This is a genomic window from Streptomyces carpinensis (assembly GCF_002154505.1).
Classification (GTDB): domain Bacteria; phylum Actinomycetota; class Actinomycetes; order Streptomycetales; family Streptomycetaceae; genus Streptomyces; species Streptomyces carpinensis.
On the sequence record NZ_MUBM01000175.1, the window covers coordinates 32,052 to 48,710 of the forward strand.

Annotated in this window: 14 protein-coding genes; 7 read left to right on the forward strand and 7 right to left on the reverse strand. The window is 71.0% G+C overall.

Translation table 11 applies throughout. The features are described 5' to 3' along the window. Positions 1 to 62: 62 nt before the first annotated feature. A complete protein-coding gene (locus BZY54_RS23565) occupies positions 63 to 965 on the reverse strand; it encodes a D-alanyl-D-alanine carboxypeptidase family protein (protein WP_086727329.1) in 903 nt (300 codons plus the stop codon). 220 nt (positions 966 to 1,185) lie between these two features. Between BZY54_RS23565 and BZY54_RS23570 the strand changes: the two genes are divergently transcribed. Then, the gene (locus BZY54_RS23570) at positions 1,186 to 1,836 is read left to right on the forward strand and encodes a GntR family transcriptional regulator (protein WP_086727350.1); all 651 of its coding nucleotides are present in this window, start codon (positions 1,186 to 1,188) and stop codon (positions 1,834 to 1,836) included. Then, positions 1,833 to 3,158, forward strand: a complete 1,326-nt coding sequence (locus BZY54_RS23575) for an MFS transporter (protein ID WP_086727330.1) — start codon at positions 1,833 to 1,835, stop codon at positions 3,156 to 3,158. The genes BZY54_RS23570 and BZY54_RS23575 overlap by 4 nt, the downstream gene beginning before the upstream one ends. 109 nt (positions 3,159 to 3,267) lie before the next feature. On the opposite strand, the gene BZY54_RS23580 is transcribed toward BZY54_RS23575, so the two are convergent. Continuing rightward, entirely contained in the window at positions 3,268 to 4,092 is an 825-nt protein-coding gene (locus BZY54_RS23580; RefSeq protein ID WP_086727331.1) for a maleylpyruvate isomerase family mycothiol-dependent enzyme, read from the reverse strand. A gap of 228 nt (positions 4,093 to 4,320) precedes the next feature. Between BZY54_RS23580 and BZY54_RS23585 the strand changes: the two genes are divergently transcribed. After that, on the forward strand, positions 4,321 to 5,115 hold the full coding sequence (locus BZY54_RS23585; protein ID WP_086727332.1) for a carbon-nitrogen family hydrolase: 795 nt from the start codon (positions 4,321 to 4,323) through the stop codon (positions 5,113 to 5,115). A 23-nt stretch (positions 5,116 to 5,138) separates the two neighbouring features. Here the strand turns inward: BZY54_RS23585 and BZY54_RS23590 are convergent, their stop codons facing one another. Next, the gene (locus tag BZY54_RS23590) at positions 5,139 to 5,651 is read right to left on the reverse strand and encodes an LURP-one-related/scramblase family protein (protein ID WP_086727333.1); all 513 of its coding nucleotides are present in this window, start codon (positions 5,649 to 5,651) and stop codon (positions 5,139 to 5,141) included. A gap of 127 nt (positions 5,652 to 5,778) precedes the next feature. On the opposite strand from BZY54_RS23590, the gene BZY54_RS23595 reads away from it, so the two are divergent. Then, the gene (locus tag BZY54_RS23595) at positions 5,779 to 7,608 is read left to right on the forward strand and encodes a redoxin domain-containing protein (RefSeq protein ID WP_086727334.1); all 1,830 of its coding nucleotides are present in this window, start codon (positions 5,779 to 5,781) and stop codon (positions 7,606 to 7,608) included. A 12-nt stretch (positions 7,609 to 7,620) separates the two neighbouring features. Here BZY54_RS23595 and BZY54_RS23600 read toward each other — a convergent pair whose 3' ends face one another. From BZY54_RS23600 to BZY54_RS23610, 3 genes are all read right to left on the reverse strand, one after another. Further along, entirely contained in the window at positions 7,621 to 7,872 is a 252-nt protein-coding gene (locus BZY54_RS23600) for a DUF6458 family protein (protein ID WP_030177544.1), read from the reverse strand. 133 nt (positions 7,873 to 8,005) lie between these two features. Then, positions 8,006 to 9,310: a M18 family aminopeptidase gene (locus BZY54_RS23605; RefSeq protein ID WP_086727335.1), complete on the reverse strand. Its 1,305-nt coding sequence runs from the start codon at positions 9,308 to 9,310 to the stop codon at positions 8,006 to 8,008. 79 nt (positions 9,311 to 9,389) lie between these two features. Continuing rightward, on the reverse strand, positions 9,390 to 11,216 hold the full coding sequence (locus BZY54_RS23610) for an acyl-CoA dehydrogenase (protein WP_086727336.1): 1,827 nt from the start codon (positions 11,214 to 11,216) through the stop codon (positions 9,390 to 9,392). Between the two features lie 219 nt (positions 11,217 to 11,435). Between BZY54_RS23610 and BZY54_RS23615 the strand changes: the two genes are divergently transcribed. The 3 genes from BZY54_RS23615 (at position 11,436) to BZY54_RS23625 (ending at position 14,384) form a co-directional block, all read left to right on the forward strand. Then, complete coding sequence (locus BZY54_RS23615; RefSeq protein WP_086727337.1) at positions 11,436 to 11,921, forward strand: SseB family protein; 486 nt, start codon at positions 11,436 to 11,438, stop codon at positions 11,919 to 11,921. Positions 11,922 to 12,306: 385 nt separating this feature from the next. Continuing rightward, complete coding sequence (locus BZY54_RS23620) at positions 12,307 to 13,284, forward strand: pirin family protein (RefSeq protein ID WP_086727338.1); 978 nt, start codon at positions 12,307 to 12,309, stop codon at positions 13,282 to 13,284. A gap of 74 nt (positions 13,285 to 13,358) precedes the next feature. After that, positions 13,359 to 14,384 carry an AI-2E family transporter gene (locus BZY54_RS23625; RefSeq protein WP_086727339.1) on the forward strand — a complete coding sequence of 342 codons (1,026 nt, stop codon included), beginning with the start codon at positions 13,359 to 13,361 and terminating at the stop codon, positions 14,382 to 14,384. Positions 14,385 to 14,426: 42 nt separating this feature from the next. Here BZY54_RS23625 and BZY54_RS23630 read toward each other — a convergent pair whose 3' ends face one another. Further along, on the reverse strand, positions 14,427 to 16,580 hold the full coding sequence (locus BZY54_RS23630) for a SpoIIE family protein phosphatase (protein WP_086727340.1): 2,154 nt from the start codon (positions 16,578 to 16,580) through the stop codon (positions 14,427 to 14,429). Positions 16,581 to 16,659 lie beyond the last annotated feature (79 nt).

The window sequence follows — 16,659 nt, forward strand, 5'->3', positions numbered from 1 at the left end:
CCGACGTGCCGAAGGGCCTGCCGCGGATCCATCGCGGCAGGCCCCTCGGGCGGTTGCCGGCGTCAGCCCAGGCGGGCGAAGCCGTAGTTCAGGATCTTCGTGGCGTCCGTGGCGCGCTGGCTGATCGACGACGAGGCGAGGACCGTGCCGATGACGGTCTTGGTGCCCCGGGTCGCGGCGAAGACCAGGCAGTACTTGGCCTCCGGGCCCGAGCCGGTCTTCACGCCGATGGCGCCGCTGTAGCTGCCCAGCAGCGTGTTGGTGTTCGTCCACGTCGCCATCGTGCGGGTGCTGCCCGTCTTGGTGATGGTCTTGGCCGTGTACGACTTCGTCTTCACGACCGTGCGGAACGTGGAGCTCTTCATCGCGCTGCTCGCGATCTTCGTCAGGTCACGCGGCGTCGAGTAGTTGCTGCCGTTGCCGATGCCGTCGAACGAGTCGAAGTGCGTGTTCTTCAGGTTGAGGGCCTTCGCGGCGCTGTTCATCTTGCCGATGAAGGACTTCACGCGCGCGTCCCGGGTCGAGCCCGAGCCGAACTTGTCGGCCAGCGCGTAAGCGGCGTCGCAGCCGGAGGGCAGCATCAGCCCGTACAGCAGCTGACGGACGGTCACCTTGTCGCCCACGATGAGGTGAGCCTGGGAGGCGTTGTTCCTGACGACGTAGTCGCTGTACGCCTTCTGGATGGTGACCTTGGCGTCGAGGTTGAGGTTCGACTGGGCGAGCACCACCTTCGCGGTCATGATCTTCGTGGTGGAGCCGGTGGACAGCCGTGTGTCCGCGCTCTTCGTGAACAGAGTCGAGCTGTTGGCGTTGTTCATCGCGTAGCCGCCCTTGGCCACGATCGACGGCGCGCTGACCGCCTGCGCGGGTACCGCGGTGAGAGCTCCGGTGGCGAGCACGGCTCCGGCGGTCAAGGCGACGGCGGTGGCTCTGCGAAGGCGGCCGGCCTGGATGCGGGTTTTCAAGTGATGTACCCCGATTACGTTGAATGCCCCTAGGGTGCGGCCGAGTTGAGTCTCCACAGAGTGGGGCCGCACCTATGTGACTTGTGACGGGCGCAGATGGTTGTGCGGTTGCCAGGGTGAATTTCCGCGGGCCGTCGCGAGGCCCGTGTGCCGGGGGTCGTCATGGTCCGCATGCTGGACGGCGCGCGTCATGCGTACGTGTTGTATCTATGCTGTGGGCATGAGCCTGGCCGTGAAGCAGCCCCCCGCCGCCGACCGCGTGTACACCCACGTCAAGCAAGCCGTACTGGAGCGCCGCTACGAAGGCGGAACGCTGCTGACCGAGGGTGAGCTGGCCGAGGCCGTCGGCGTCTCCCGCACACCGGTGCGCGAGGCGCTGCTGCGACTCGAGGTCGAGGGGCTGCTCAAGCTCTACCCGAAAAAGGGAGCGCTCGTGCTGCCGGTCTCCGCGCAGGAGATCGCCGACGTCGTCGAGACCCGGCTGCTCGTCGAGGAGCACGCGGCCAGAAAGGCCGTACCCGCGCCGCCCGGACTCATCGAGCGCCTGGAGCAGCTGCTGGCGAAGCAGAAGCAGCAGGCCGCCGAAGGGGACTTCGCCGCCGCCGCCGTCACCGACCGCTGCTTCCACGCCGAGATCGTCCGCAGCGGAGGCAACGAGATCCTCTCCCGTCTCTACGACCAACTGCGCGACCGGCAGCTGCGCATGGGCGTCGCCGTCATGCACTCCCACCCCGACCGGATCGCCAAGACGCTCGCCGAGCACGAGGAGATCCTGAACGCACTGCGCTCCGGGGACGCGGAGGCGGCCGTCGGCCTCGTCAACCGGCACATCGGCTGGTTCTCCCACCTGGCGCGGGGTGAGGTGCGATGAGTTCCGGGTCCGGCTCCCCATCCGGTTCACCCGCCGCCGTCCTGCCCGGTGATCCGCCCGGCGGGCGCCGCGCCGTCGCCGTCTGGAGCATCGGCGTCGCCGTCTACTTCGTGGCCGTCATCTTCCGCACGTCGCTGGGCGTCGCCGGCCTCGACGCCGCCGCCCGCTTCCACGTGGGCGCCTCCGCGCTGTCCACCTTCTCCATCCTCCAGCTGCTCGTCTACGCGGGCATGCAGATACCCGTCGGCCTGCTGGTCGACCGGCTCGGCACCAAGAAGGTCCTGGGCCTGGGGGTCGTCCTCTTCACGGCGGGGCAGCTGGGGTTCGCCCTGTCGTCGTCGTACGGCACCGCACTCGCCTCCCGTGCGCTGCTCGGCTGCGGCGACGCCATGACGTTCATCAGCGTGCTGCGGCTGGGCACCCGGTGGTTCCCCGCCCGGCGCGGGCCGCTGGTCGCCCAGCTCGCCGGACTGGTCGGCATGGCGGGCAACCTGGTCTCCACGCTGGTGCTGGCCCGGCTGCTGCACGGCTTCGGCTGGACCCCCGCCTTCGCGGGCAGCGCGCTGGCCGGTGTTCTGGTGCTGGTCCTGCTGGTGTTCTTCCTCAAGGACCACCCCGAGGGCCACGAGCCCGAACCGCTGCCGCACCAGGGCGCCGCTTACGTGCGCCGGCAGATCGCCGCATCCTGGCGGGAGCCCGGCACCCGGCTGGGCATGTGGGTGCACTTCACCACCCAGTTCCCGGCGATGGTGTTCCTGCTGCTGTGGGGGCTGCCGTTCCTGGTGGAGGCCCAGGGGCTGTCGCGGGCGACGGCCGGGGAACTGCTCACCCTCGTCGTGCTGTCGAACATGGGCATCGGCCTCGTCTACGGGCAGATCGTCGCCCGGCACCACGCGGCGCGGCTCCCGCTGGCGCTCGGCACCGTGGCGGCGACGGCGGCCATGTGGGCGGCCACCCTGGTCTACCCCGGTGAGCGGGCCCCGATGTGGCTGCTGGTCGTGCTGTGCCTGGTGCTCGGCGCGTGCGGGCCCGCCTCGATGCTCGGGTTCGACTTCGCACGGCCGGCGAATCCGCCGGAGCGTCAGGGAACGGCGTCGGGGATCACCAACATGGGCGGTTTCATCGCCTCGATGACGACGCTGTTCGCCATCGGCGTGCTGCTGGACGCGACCGGGGACAACTACACCGCCGCCTTCTCCGCCGTGTTCGTGCTGCAGGCACTCGGCGTCAGCCAGATCCTGCGCCTGCGGAGACGGGCGGCCCGCAGGGAGCGGGAGCGGCTCGTGGCGAGCCGGGTGGAGACGGTGCACGTTCCCGCCTGAGGCGCCTCGCGCCGCTGCGGGCGGGTGCGTGCGCCCGCCCCGCCACGCGGGTCATCCGGGCGCTCAGCGCCGCGGGAGGCACGACCGCCCGCGACCACGCACGCGTCCCCTACTGCGTCACCGTGAAGTTGCGCAGGATCGCCGCCGTCAGGTCCGGCTCGCCCTCCGTCTTCACCCGGTCCGCCACCGCCTCCGGCGCCACGCGGCCGCAGGCCAGACGGACATAGGTCTCCCAGTCGAGGGTGAGGGCCGCCGCCGGGCCCAGCGCGGGAGCCGTCTCCAGGGTGCCGCGGCCCTGGATGTCGACGCGGATCGTACGGAGGAACTCCACGGGGCCGTGGACGTCGAAGACGATCGCCGAACTGCGCGGCGCGTCCGTCTTCTCGGCGACCACACCCGGGAGGGCGTCGAGCAGATAGTCCCGGGCGACATGGGCGCCGGGCGAGTCCAGGTTGCCGGGGCGGCCGAGGGCGGCGCGCAGGTCCTGCTCGTGCACCCAGATGTCGAACGCGCGGTAGCGCATGGACTCTTCGAGGGTCTGCTCGGCACCGAGCGGGCCGCGCACCTTGGTGCCGGGGTCACGGGACTCGTTCCGCAGCTGGCGATTGCGGCGGATGACCGTGTACTCCAGCTCGGACGTCATCTCCGGCGCCGTGTGATGGCGGCGGACGTCGACCTGCATCTCCATGTAGCGCTGGTGCTCGTTGGTGACGTGGAACAGGTCACGCGGCAGCGAGTGGATGGGACGCGGGTCGCCGAGCGCCTCGCAGTCCATGCCGATGACGTGCGAGACCACGTCACGGACCGACCAGCCCGGGCACGGGGTCCGCCGGTTCCACTCGCCCTCCACGAGGGGCTGCACCAGCTCGGATATCGCCTCGACGGAGTGGGTCCAGGCGTCGGCGTAGGGCTGGAGGGTGGGATGCAGACTCACGGAACGGGACCCCTCGGCGGTCGATACATGGGCAGGTTGTGACGTTGTGGCGGCATTGCCGGTGGGAGGTGGCGGCGGTCGGCGGGCGTTTTCGGCACCCCCCGAGCTCTCGCTCCGCTTCGAGCAGGGGGGACCCCCAAGTTACGCTGCTGTGAGGCACCCCGGCAGTGCTTTCGTGTGACGATCGTAGGCCCGTGTGGACAACTCCAATGCCAGGACGGTGGTAGTGTGCGCGCCTCGCTGATCCAGATCGCCGTGGACGAGGGCGAATCGGTCGAAACCCGGCGGCGGCGTGCGGCCGCGCTGGTACGCGAGCAGACCGGCGCCGACCTCGTCGTGCTGCCCGAACTGTGGACCACCGGCGCCTTCGCCTTCGAGGACTTCGGACGCGAGGCCGAGCCACTGGAAGGGCCGACGTACGAGGCGATGGCCAAGGCGGCGAGCGACGCGGGCGTATGGCTGCACGCCGGCTCGATCCCCGAACGGGACCCGGACGGCCCCCTCTACAACACCTCCCTCGTCTTCACTCCCACCGGCGACCTGGCCGCCGCCTACCGCAAGGTCCACCGCTTCGGCTTCGACAAGGGCGAGGCCGTGCTGATGGGCGCGGGGCGGGACCTGGTGACGGTCCGTCTGCCGGACACCACCCTGGGACTGGCCACCTGCTACGACCTCCGTTTCCCCGAGCTCTTCCGCGGACTCGTCGACGCCGGGGCCCAGACCCTGGTGGTCCCGGCGGGCTGGCCCGAGCGCCGGCGGGCGCACTGGACGCTGCTGGCCCGGGCGCGGGCGGTGGAGGACCAGGCGTTCGTGCTCGCGTGTGGAACGGCCGGCACGCACGCCGGGGTTCCCCAGGCGGGTCACTCGATCGTGGTCGATCCCTGGGGCGAGGTCCTGGCCGAGGCCGGACACGACGAGGAGATCCTCACCGTCGACTTCGATCCGGGGAAGGTCGCGACCACACGGGAGCAGTTCCCGGCCCTGAAGGACCGGGTGCTGGGCCTGGAGCCGCCGCGCCGCTGAGCCGGCCCGGTCCCTCCGGGCGGCTACTCGGCGGCCCCGGCGTGGCGCTCCTCCCGCTCCTTCTCCGCCAGGTGGATCACGCACACCGCCACCGCGATCAGCAGCGCCGGGTCCGCGTCCTCCCGTACGACGTCGACACCGTAGGTGTCCACGACGCTGAGCCGGCGCCGGGAGATCACCGCCAGCAGCTCCCCGTCGTACTCGACGGCGAACTCCCGGTCGAGGATCTTGCCGCTGACGTCGAGCTCGGTGCCGTCCACCAGGGATACCCGGTAGTGGTTGCGCAGCAGGGACAGCCGCTTGCGCCGGATCTTCGCCAGCGCCTCCCCACCCCGCTCGATCACCATCGTGTCCCGTAGGGAGAACATCTTCTGGTGGATGTCGATCAGGACCCTGCCCTGGTCGTCCTTCAGCTCGAAGGTGTCGCGCAGCCGCATGGCCTTGCCGTCGACGAGGAAGACCTTGCTGCCGTGCTCGTCCTCGATCCAGTAATCGTCACCGATGCCGAGGATCCGGTCGCGTACGAGGAATCTCATGCCCTCACCGCTTCCCCGGCGACCGCCCGAAAACCCCGCCGATAGCCCGACGGGCCGAGTGGTGGTCCACGGACTGAGCGGGGCAGGCGCCGCTTCCGGTGTCGGTGGCGAGTGGCACCCTTGATCCATGAGTGAATCGTCCCCGGCCCCGACCCCCCGCCGCGCCCGTGTCCGTGCGCCCGAGCTGACCGGCAAGGGCGGTTGGCTGAACACGGGCGGCAAGCAGTACACCCTCTCCGACCTGCGCGGACGCATCGTCGTTCTGGACTTCTGGACCTTTTGTTGCATCAACTGCCTGCACGTCCTGGACGAGCTCAGGGAGCTCGAGGAAAAGCACCGGGACACCGTGGTGGTCATCGGGGTGCACTCGCCGAAGTTCGTGCACGAGGCGGAGCATCAGGCGGTCGTGGACGCCGTGGAGCGGTACGGGGTGGAGCATCCTGTGCTCGACGACCCCGAGCTCGCCACCTGGAAGCAGTACGCGGTGCGGGCCTGGCCCACGCTCGTCGTGATCGACCCGGAGGGGTACGTCGTCGCGCAGCACGCCGGTGAGGGGCATGCGCACGCCATCGAGCGGCTGGTGGAGGAGCTGGAGACCGAGCACGCCGGGAAGGGCACCCTGCGGCGCGGCGACGGTCCGTACGTGCCGCCGGAGCCGCAGCCCTCGACGCTGCGCTTCCCGGGCAAGGCCCTGCTGCTGCCGTCCGGCAACTTCCTGGTCAGCGACACCACCCGGCACCAGCTGGTGGAGCTGGAGGCGGACGGGGAGACGATCGTACGGCGGATCGGTCAGGGTGGCCGGGGGCTGACCGACGGTGCTCCGGACCGGGCGCGCTTCCAGGAGCCGCAGGGGCTGGCGCTGCTGCCGGACGGCACCGTCGTGGTCGCGGACACGGTCAACCATGCCCTGCGGTGCTTCGACCCGGAGACGGGGCGGACCACGACCCTCGCCGGAACCGGGCACCAGTGGATGCAGGGTGAGGCCACCTCCGGTCCCGCGCGGGAGGTGAAGCTGTCCTCGCCGTGGGACGTCGCCTGGTGGAACGGCAGGGTGTGGATCGCCATGGCGGGCGTGCACCAGCTGTGGGCGTACGACCCGGCCGACGCCGTGGTGTCGGTCGCCGCCGGGACCACCAACGAGGGGCTCGTCGACGGTCCGGGCGAGCAGGCCTGGTTCGCGCAGCCCTCAGGGCTCGCGGCCACGCCCGAGCGGCTGTGGCTCGCCGACTCCGAGACCTCCGCCCTGCGCTGGGTGGACCCGGGCGGCGAGGTCCACACCGCCGTCGGCACCGGGCTGTTCGACTTCGGCCACCGCGACGGGGCCGCCGGTCAGGCGTTGTTCCAGCACCCGTTGGGCGTGACCGCCCTGCCGGACGGCTCGGTCGCGGTCAGCGACACCTACAACCACGCCCTGCGCCGCTACGACCCGGCGACCGGCGAGGTCACCACGCTCGCCACCGATCTGCGCGAACCCAGCGACGCCGTGCTCGTCGGCCAGGACATCGTGGTGGTGGAGTCGGCCCGGCACCGGCTGACCCGGCTGCGCCTGCCGGAGGAGGCGGTACGGGTCGAGGCGGTCGCCCACCGCACGCAGCGGGCCGCCACGGAAGTCGCGCCGGGGCGACTGCGGTTGGACGTGATCTTCCAGGCGCCGGCGGGTCAGAAGCTGGACACGCGCTACGGCCCGTCCACCCGTCTGCTGGTGTCCTCCACCCCGCCGGAGCTGCTGCTGGACGGCGAGGGAGCGGGCACGGACCTGTCCCGTGTCCTGGAGCTCGACCCTGCCGTCCCGGAGGGCGTCCTGCACGTCTCCGCGATGGCGGCCTCGTGCGACGACGACCCGGCCAACGAGTACCCCGCCTGTCATGTGCACCAGCAGGACTGGGGCGTCCCGGTCCGCCTGACCGGGGCCGGCGCGGACCGGTTGCCGCTGGTCCTGGCCGGCATGGACGCCTGATCCGGCACGCGGTCACATGCCGTACCCGCCGTCGATGTAGCCGTCGCGGTGGTGGTGCCGTTCCTCCTCGACCACGGTGGTGGATGGCGGCACCATGACCCGGCGGCGCCGGTAGATGCTGCTGAACGTCGTGACCCCGATCAGGCCCACGATCATCAGGATGATGCCGACCACATGCAGGTTGACCCCCTGCATGTGCCAGTCGGTCGCGAATGTGAGGATGGCTCCCACGGCGATGAGGATGATGCACCCGCCGAGGCCCATGAGTGTCGCCTCCTAGTCCGGTGTCGCATCCGGTGGTTCCGGCGTGTGCCGGTCCCTCCCGGTCAACTGCGGGTACCCGCAACCGGGGTGCGCATGCGAAGGCGGCCCCTCATGGGCCCGGCGGTCGGCGCGCTCAGCCCTCCAGGAACGCCACGAGCGCGTTGGCCAGCAGGAACGGGTCGTCGGCGGCGCAGAGTTCGCGGGCGCTGTGCATGGAGAGGATGGCCACACCGATGTCGACCGTGCGGATGCCGTGCCGGGCCGCTGTGATCGGGCCGATGGTCGTTCCGCACGGCATGGAGTTGTTGGAGACGAACGACTGGAAGGGGACGCCGGCCTTCTCGCAGGCCGCCGCGAACACCGCCCGGCCGGAACCGTCCGTGGCGTAGCGGTTGTTGACGTTGACCTTGAGGATGGGGCCGCCGCCCGCGCGCGGGTGGTGCGTCGGGTCGTGCCGCTCGGCGTAGTTGGGGTGCACGGCGTGCCCGGTGTCGGAGGACAGGCAGATCGTGCCGGCGAAGGCGCGTGCCCGGTCCTCGTACGACCCTCCGCGTGCGAACACCGAGCGCTCCAGCACACCGCCGAGCAGCGGGCCGTCCGCGCCGGTGTCGGACTGGGAACCGTTCTCCTCGTGGTCGAAGGCGGCCAGCACCGGGATGTAGGGCAGTTCGCCCGCCTCCGGTGCGGTCGCCACGGCCGCCAGGGCGGCGGTGCCGGCGTGCACCGAGAGCAGGTTGTCCATGCGGGGGCCGGCCATCAATTCGCGGTCGCGACCCAGGTAGGCGGGCGGCTCCACGGAGTGCACCATCAGGTCCCAGCCGGCGACCTCGCCCGCCGTCAGGCCGGTCTCCTGCTCCAGGAAGGCGATCAGGTCGCCGTCGCGGACGTCGTCGCCGAGGCCCCACACCGGCTGCAGGTGCCGCTGCTTGTCGAGCTTGAGGCCCTCGGTCGAGACCGAGCGGTCCAGGTGGATCGCCAGCTGGGGGACCCGGAGCAGCGGGCGGTCGATGTTCACCAGGCGCGTCGAGCCGTCCCGGAGGGTCAGCCGGCCGGCCAGGCCCAGGTCGCGGTCGAGCCAGGAGTTCATCAGCGGGCCGCCGTAGATCTCCACGGCGACCTGGCGCCAGCCGTGCGCCCCGGAGTCGGGCAGCGGCTTGACGCGCAGGTTGGGCGAGTCGGTGTGGGCGCCGACGATGCGGAAGGGCGTGTGCGGCGCTGCGCCCTCGGGGACGTACCACGCGATGATCGCCCCGCCGCGCAGCACGTACTTCCCGCCGCTCGTGCCGTCCCACGCGTCCGTCTCGGCGACCTGGCGGAAGCCGGCCTTCTCCAGCCGCTCGGCCGCGTTGGCGACGGCGTGGTACGGCGACGGGCTCGCCGCCAGGAAGGACATCAGGTCGTCGGTGTGGCCGCGGTCGAAGCGCTGGCTTGTACTCATGGGTTCACCTTAACGACGGATGAGGGTCCGCTCCCGGTGGTGGGAGCGGACCCTCGTGAGGACGATGTGGAGGTGCGGACTAGAACGCGGCCTCGTCCAGTTCCATCAGGTCCAGGTCGACGTTCTCCGACAGCTTGCGGGCCAGGGTGACGCCGGGCAGGACGTTGGCGGCGAAGAACTTCGCCGCCGCGATCTTGCCGGTGTAGAACGCCCGGTCCTTGGCGGAGGCCGTCTCGAGCTTCTCGGCGGCGACCGCGGCGCCCTTGAGCAGCAGGTAGCCGACGACCACGTCACCGGAGGCGAGCAGCAGGCGGGTGGTGTTCAGGCCCACCTTGTAGATGTTCTTGACGTTCTCCTCGGTGGCCGCGAGGTCGGTCAGCATCAGGCCGACGACGGCCTCCAGCTCGACGGCGGCCTTGGCGAGGTGCTCGCGGGCGCCGGCCAGCTCCTCGCCGCCGGTGCCGAGCGCCAGGAACTTCTTGATGTCCTCGGCGAGCGAGTTCAGCGCGGCGCCCTGGTTGCGGACGATCTTCCGGAAGAAGTAGTCCTGGCCCTGGATGGCGGTGGTGCCCTCGTACAGGGTGTCGATCTTGGCGTCGCGGATGTACTGCTCGATCGGGTACTCCTGCAGGAAGCCGGAGCCGCCGAAGGTCTGCAGGGACTGGGCGAGCTGCTCGTAGCCCTTCTCGGAGCCGTAGCCCTTGACGATGGGCAGGAGCAGGTCGTTGAGCGCGTGCTCGGCCTTGGCGTCCTCGCCGCCCGCCTCCTTGACCGCGATCGCGTCCTGGACGGAGGCGGTGTAGAGGACGAGGGCGCGCATGCCCTCGGCGTACGCCTTCTGCGTCATCAGCGAGCGGCGCACGTCGGGGTGGTGGGTGATGGTGACCTTGGGCGCGGTCTTGTCCATGAACTTCGCCAGGTCCGGGCCCTGGACGCGCTCCTTGGCGTACTCCAGCGCGTTGAGGTAGCCGGTGGAGAGCGTGGAGATCGCCTTCGTGCCGACCATCATGCGGGCGAACTCGATGATGCGGAACATCTGGCGGATGCCGTCGTGCTTGTCGCCGATCAGCCAGCCCTTGGCGGGGTGGCGGTCGCCGAAGGTCATCTCGCAGGTGTTGGAGGCCTTCAGGCCCATCTTGTGCTCGACGTTGGTGGCGTAGACGCCGTTGCGCTCGCCCAGCTCGCCGGTCTCGAAGTCGAAGAGGTACTTCGGGACGAGGAAGAGGGACAGGCCCTTGGTGCCCGGACCGGCGCCTTCCGGCCGCGCGAGCACGTAGTGGAGGATGTTCTCCTCCATGTCGTGCTCACCGGAGGTGATGAAGCGCTTCACGCCCTCGATGTGCCAGGAGCCGTCCTCCTGCTGGACCGCCTTGGTGCGGCCGGCGCCCACGTCGGAGCCCGCGTCGGGCTCGGTGAGCACCATGGTGGAGCCCCAGGTCTTCTCGACCGCGATCTCCGCGATCTTCTTCTGCTCCTCGGTGCCCTCCTCGAAGAGGATGCGGGCGAACGCCGGGCCGGAGGAGTACATCCAGATCGCCGGGTTCGAGCCGAGGACGAGTTCCGCGTAGGCCCAGATCAGGGACGGGGGAGCGGTGGTGCCGCCGACCTCCTCGGGCAGGCCGAGCCGCCAGTACTCGGAGTCCATGAAGGCCTTGTAGCTCTTCTTGAAGGACTCCGGTATCGGCGCGGTGTTTGTCTCGGGGTCGAAGACCGGCGGGTTGCGGTCGGCGTCGGCGAAGGACTCCGCCAGCTCGTTCTCCGCGAGGCGGGTGATCTCCTCGAGGATGCTCTTGGCGGTCTCGGTGTCCATCTCCTCGAACGGTCCGGTGCCGTACAGCTTGTCGCGTCCGAGGACTTCGAAGAGGTTGAACTCGATGTCGCGGAGATTGGACTTGTAGTGCCCCATGGCCACGGCTCCCGTTGAGGACTCGGCGAGGCACTGACTCCTCGCATCTGGTTCACGTACCAACTAGTAGCTCAGATGATGCTACCCGTCGGTAATAAGAAGCAACCCCTGACGGTGTGGTCTGTGACGCGTCTCCCGTGAGACCGGTTCCGGGTGCCGGTTCAGGCCGCCGTCCGCGGACCGTAGGTCCGGCGCCGGACGCGTCGGTACCCTGGGCGCATGTACGGATACGGCCAGCCGATGGACGGGGGCGCCGCGCAGCAGCAGTACGCGCCGCCGCAGGAGCAGATGCCGGGCGGCATGGCGGGGGGCTACGGGCAGCAGCAGCCGCTGTACCCCGAGCCGTCGCCGCCCTCGCTCGCGGACGCGGTCCGTGCGTTCACCACCGGGCAGATGGCCGCGGAGGACTTCCAGCAGATCTTCGCCACGTCGAAGGTGTACTGCCCGCGCGGCGACACCCCGGGCTTCCTGGCGCTGCACAACACCCAGCAGCCGGTGATCCCGATGTTCACCTCGCTGAAGGAACTGCGCCGGTACGCCGGCAAGGAGTCCAAGTACTTCGTGATCACCGGCGCGGAGGTGATCGACCTGCTGCCGACCGGGTACGGCTTCGTCCTGGACATGGAGGGCGAGCACCGGATGGTGTTCGACGCCAAGGCCGTGGAGCAGATGGTCGACTTCGCGATGCGCAGGATGTACGGCTGAGCCACTCCCTGTGCCGGAGGCCTCGCGGGGCCGCCCCTTGGGGCGCCCGTGACCTCGATCGACACCTCGCCGCCGGTCCTTCACGCCGGCGGCGTTCTGCTGCCCGGCGGCCGGGCGGCCCCGATGAGCTGCGGTCGGCGGCCCGACCTCCTGCCGGGCCGCCGGCCGCACGCCGACCGCCGGTCCGCGGCCCTGCCCCTGGGGGCTCCGGGCTTGCGGCGGCGTACTCCCGCGCCTCCCGGGGCGCGTCCGGCGCGGTGATGCGCCGCCCCGCGGACGGTGTCGGAGGGTGTCGGGGATTCGGGAATGTCCTCCTGGCTTCTGCCGTTGTGCTTGGCAAGAAGTTGAATGCTCAACTAGAGTGGCCGCACAAGGAGGTACCGACATGCCTGCAGTGACCGTCGAGAACCCGCTGGCTCTGCCCCGTGTGGCCGCGCCGGCCGACGCCGTGGCACGGCCCGTGCTCGCAGTGACGACCGCGCCGAGCGGTTTCGAGGGCGAGGGTTTCCCGGTTCGCCGGGCGTTCGCCGGAATCAACTACCGCCATCTCGACCCGTTCATCATGATGGACCAGATGGGCGAGGTGGAGTACGCGCCGGGTGAGCCCAAGGGCACCCCCTGGCACCCCCACCGCGGCTTCGAGACCGTGACCTACATCATCGACGGCATCTTCGACCACCAGGACAGCCAGGGTGGCGGCGGCACCATCACCAACGGCGACACCCAGTGGATGACGGCGGGCAGCGGCCTGCTGCACATCGAGGCTCCGCCGGAGTCCCTCGTCATGTCCGGCGGCCTCTTCCACGGCCTGCAGCTGTGGGTGAACCTCCCCGCCAAGGACAAGATGATGTCGCCGCGCTACCAGGACATCCGCGGGGGCAACGTGCAGCTGCTCACCTCCCCCGACGGTGGTGCGCTGCTCCGCGTCATCGCCGGTGAGCTGGACGGCCACACCGGTCCGGGCAGCACGCACACGCCGATCACGATGATCCACGCGACCCTCGCCCCCGGTGCGGAGGTCACCCTGCCCTGGCGCGAGGACTTCAACGGCCTGGCGTACGTGCTGGCCGGCAAGGGCTCGGTCGGTGCCGAGCGGCGGCCGATCCACCTCGGCCAGACCGCCGTCTTCGGCGCCGGCTCCTCGCTGACCGTCCGCGCGGACGAGAAGCAGGAGTCCCGTACGCCGGACCTGGAGGTCGTCCTGCTCGGCGGCCGGCCGATCCGTGAGCCGATGGCCCACTACGGTCCGTTCGTCATGAACACCCGGGACGAACTCATGCAGGCCTTCGAGGACTTCCAGAAGGGCCGCCTGGGGACGATCCCGGCGGTCCACGGAATGACGGAGACGGGCCCGCAGGGCTGACCGCTCGTCACACCGCTCACCCGGGCGGGCTGTCCGTGCAGGACAGCCCGCCCGGCGCATGTTCCGCTGGTGGGGTGCACCTGCTGCCCGAGCCCATGAGACGTCTGGCCGCCTGGTGTGCCGTCGTGCTGCTGGTCTCGGGGGTGGTGTGGATCGTGGTGCGGCTGTGCGTGACGTTCCGTACGACCGTGACGCCCGTGCTGCTGGCGCTGTTGGGGAGCGCTCTGCTGCGGCCCCTGTACCGGCGGCTGGTGCGGGCGAAGGTCAACCGGTCGCTCGCCGCCGGGATCACCTGTGCCGCCGTCCTGGTCTGCGTCGGCGGCGTGGGGTACATCGTGGTCCTCGCGCTGATCGACAGCGGGCAGCAGATCGCCTCCTCCCTGGAGCACGCCGCCAGGTCGCTCGCCGTCCACCTCGGGGCGGCCGGTGCCTCCCTGAAGGACCTCGCCTCCCACGGCCGGGACCTGCTGTCGAAGTTCGGAGGGACGGCCGTCTCCAACGTCATCAGCGGGGTCAGCCTGGTCGCGGAGTACATCGCCATGGCCGTGCTGGCCCTGGTGCTGGTGTTCTTCTTCCTGCGCGACGCGGACCGGGCCATGCTCGCCCTGCGCTCGATCGCCCCGGGTGATTCCGCCGACGTGGCCGAGGCCATGGCCCGGCGGGCCTTCGCGGCCGTCGAGGGCTTCATGCGCGGCACCACGCTCATCGCGCTCATCGACGCCGGCTGCATCACCGTCGGCCTGGTCGTGCTCGACGTGCCGGGCGCGCTCGGACTCGGCGCGCTGGTCTTCGTCGGCGCCTACATCCCCTACCTGGGCGCGTTCATCTCCGGTGCCGTGTCCGTGCTGGTCGCGTTCGCCGACCGAGGGCTCGTCATCGCGCTCTGGGTGCTCGGTGTGGTGCTCGCCGTGCAGGTGCTGGAGGGGCATGTGCTGCAGCCGGTGATCCAGAGCCGGACCGTCCAGCTGCACCCGGCTGCGGTGCTGCTGGCGATCGCGGCGGGGGCGTCGGTCGCCGGGATCGTCGGGATGCTGCTGGCGGTGCCGCTGACGGCGGCGGCGTCCGGGATCGCCCACGAACTGCGCGAGCGGTACACCTAGGGACATGGTCACGCGCCCGCGTGCCGTGGCCCGCTCGCCGGGTCAGAGTTTGTCGCGCGGCGGCTCGTACAGCTCGAACCAGATGCTCTTGCCCACCCCCCGAGGCTCGACCCCCCACGCGTCCGCCAGCAGCTCGATCAGCACCAGCCCGCGCCCGGAGGACGCCAGCTCCCCCGGTCGGCGCTTGTGCGGCAGCTCCTCACCGGCGTCGTTGACCTCCACCCGCAGCCGCCGTTCCCCCTTCTCGCCGCTCATCTCGGCGAGCAGCAGCGCGTCGGTGTCGGTGTGCACGAGGACGTTGGTCAGCATCTCGGACAGCAGCAGCACCGCCGAGTCCAACTGGTCGGGGGACGACCAGTCGTGCAGCAGCTCCCGCAGCTGCTGCCGGGCCACCGAGATCCGCTCGGGCTCCGCCTGCGCCACCGTGAGCAGGGTGCGCCGGATCTCCGGCCGGACCGCCACCGCCCCGCCGTCGGGACGCCGCGTCAGCAGCAGCACGGCTATGTCGTCCTCGCGGCGGTCGGCGAGCGGGCCGGTGGTGTGGTGCGAGGACGGCCCGTGCACGGCCTGGACGAGCGCGTCGGCCAGTTCCTCGGTGTCGCCCTCGTGCCGCTCCAGGAGCGTACGGATGCGCTGCCAGCCGGTGTCCAGGTCGTGACCGCCGGTCTCGATCAGGCCGTCCGTGCAGATCATCATGGTCTCGCCGGGTTCCAGGGTGAACCGGGTGGTGGGGTAGTCGGCGTCCGGGTCGACGCCGAGGGGCAGGCCGCCCGCCGTCGGGCGCATCAGAACCGTTCCGTCCGCCATGCGGATCACCGGGTCCGGGTGCCCGGCGCGAGCCACCTCCAGGACCCCGGTGCGGGGGTCGACCTCGGCGTACAGACAGGTCGCGAAGCGCAGGTCGGAGAGCTCGTCGCTCTCCTCGCCGTCGTCGACGATGCCGTGCAGGAACCGCGAGGCCCGGGAGAGCACCGCGTCCGGGCGGTGGCCCTCGGAGGCGTAGGCGCGCAGGGCGATGCGCAGCTGGCCCATCAGACCCGCCGCACGCACGTCGTGGCCCTGGACGTCGCCCATGACAAGGGCGAACCGTCCCGCCCCGGCCTTGTTGCGGCTCCGGGCCGGCCCGCCGGGCAGCGGAATCATGTCGTACCAGTCGCCGCCGACCTGGAGGCCGCCGCCGGTGGGGACATAGCGGGCGGCCACGTCCATGCCGGGGACCTCGGGGCCCAGCGTGGGCATCATCGAGCGCTGCAGGCCCTGGCTCAGCTCCCGCTCGGTCTCGGCGGTCCCGGCCCGCGTGAGCGCCTGGGCGAGCATCCGGGCCACCGTCGTCAGCACCGAGCGCTCGTCGGGCGTGAACGCCACCGGGTAGGCGAAGGCCGCCATCCAGGCGCCCATGGTGCGGCCCGAGGCGGTCAGCGGCAGGAACGCCCAGGAGCGGCGGTTGAAGCGCTGGGCGAGCGGCCAGGTGAGCGGATAGCGGGCCCGGTACTGCTCCGGCGAGGAGAGGTAGACGGCCCGGCCGGTGCGCACCACCTCGGCGGCCGGGTAGTCCGTCTCCAGCGCCATGTGGACGAAGGGGCCCTCGTCGCCGGGGCGCTGCCCGTGGTGACCGATGATCGTCAGCCGGTCGCCCTCCACACCGAACACGGCGAGACCGTCCGGTGAGAAACCTGGCATCGACAGCCCGGCCGCCACCCGCAGCACCTCCGCCGTGGACCGCGCCTCGGCCAGCGCCCGTCCGGCGTCCAGCAGGAACGCCTCCCGCGAGCGCCGCCAGTCGCCGGTGACAGCGCTGCGCCCGGCCGGGGAGCCCGGCGTCGGCTCGGTGACCTCCTGAAGGGTGCCGAGCAGCTCGTAGGCCTTGCGGCGCGAGTCGAACGTCGGCCTGGAGCGGCTGCGCACGACCCGGATGATCCGGCCCCGCTCGTCCATGACCCGGATGCGCACCTCGGCGAGGGTGCCCTCGGCGGCGGCGAGCTGCACCACACCTGTGATCTCGTTCCAGTCGACGGGGTGCAGACGGGCGCGCACCTGGGCCTCCGTCAGGGTGGCCTCCTGGGCGGGCAGCCCGAGCAGCCGTGCCGCCTCGGCGTCGACCGCGACCAGCCCAGTGGAGGTGTCCCACTGCCACAGCCCGGTCGCGAGGGCGGCGAGGACGTCCCCCACTCCGGGCAGGGGCTCACCAGTGCGCATTGCCCCACTGTAAGAACAGGCTCTCGAACACTGCCACCGAAGGCGTACGGGCACGTGGTCCGCGAACCGCCGCCGACGC

Excerpts from the sequence above, each read along its gene's own strand:
- BZY54_RS23570 (WP_086727350.1), top strand. The coding sequence starts at position 1,186 with ATGAGCCTGGCCGTGAAGCAGCCCCCCGCCGCCGACCGCGTGTACACC.
- BZY54_RS23575 (WP_086727330.1), top strand. The coding sequence starts at position 1,833 with ATGAGTTCCGGGTCCGGCTCCCCATCCGGTTCACCCGCCGCCGTCCTG.
- BZY54_RS23590 (WP_086727333.1), bottom strand. The coding sequence starts at position 5,651 with ATGAGATTCCTCGTACGCGACCGGATCCTCGGCATCGGTGACGATTAC.
- BZY54_RS23595 (WP_086727334.1), top strand. The coding sequence starts at position 5,779 with ATGAGTGAATCGTCCCCGGCCCCGACCCCCCGCCGCGCCCGTGTCCGT.
- BZY54_RS23600 (WP_030177544.1), bottom strand. The coding sequence starts at position 7,872 with ATGGGCCTCGGCGGGTGCATCATCCTCATCGCCGTGGGAGCCATCCTC.
- BZY54_RS23605 (WP_086727335.1), bottom strand. The coding sequence starts at position 9,310 with ATGAGTACAAGCCAGCGCTTCGACCGCGGCCACACCGACGACCTGATG.
- BZY54_RS23610 (WP_086727336.1), bottom strand. The coding sequence starts at position 11,216 with ATGGGGCACTACAAGTCCAATCTCCGCGACATCGAGTTCAACCTCTTC.
- BZY54_RS23615 (WP_086727337.1), top strand. The coding sequence starts at position 11,436 with ATGTACGGATACGGCCAGCCGATGGACGGGGGCGCCGCGCAGCAGCAG.
- BZY54_RS23620 (WP_086727338.1), top strand. The coding sequence starts at position 12,307 with ATGCCTGCAGTGACCGTCGAGAACCCGCTGGCTCTGCCCCGTGTGGCC.
- BZY54_RS23630 (WP_086727340.1), bottom strand. The coding sequence starts at position 16,580 with ATGCGCACTGGTGAGCCCCTGCCCGGAGTGGGGGACGTCCTCGCCGCC.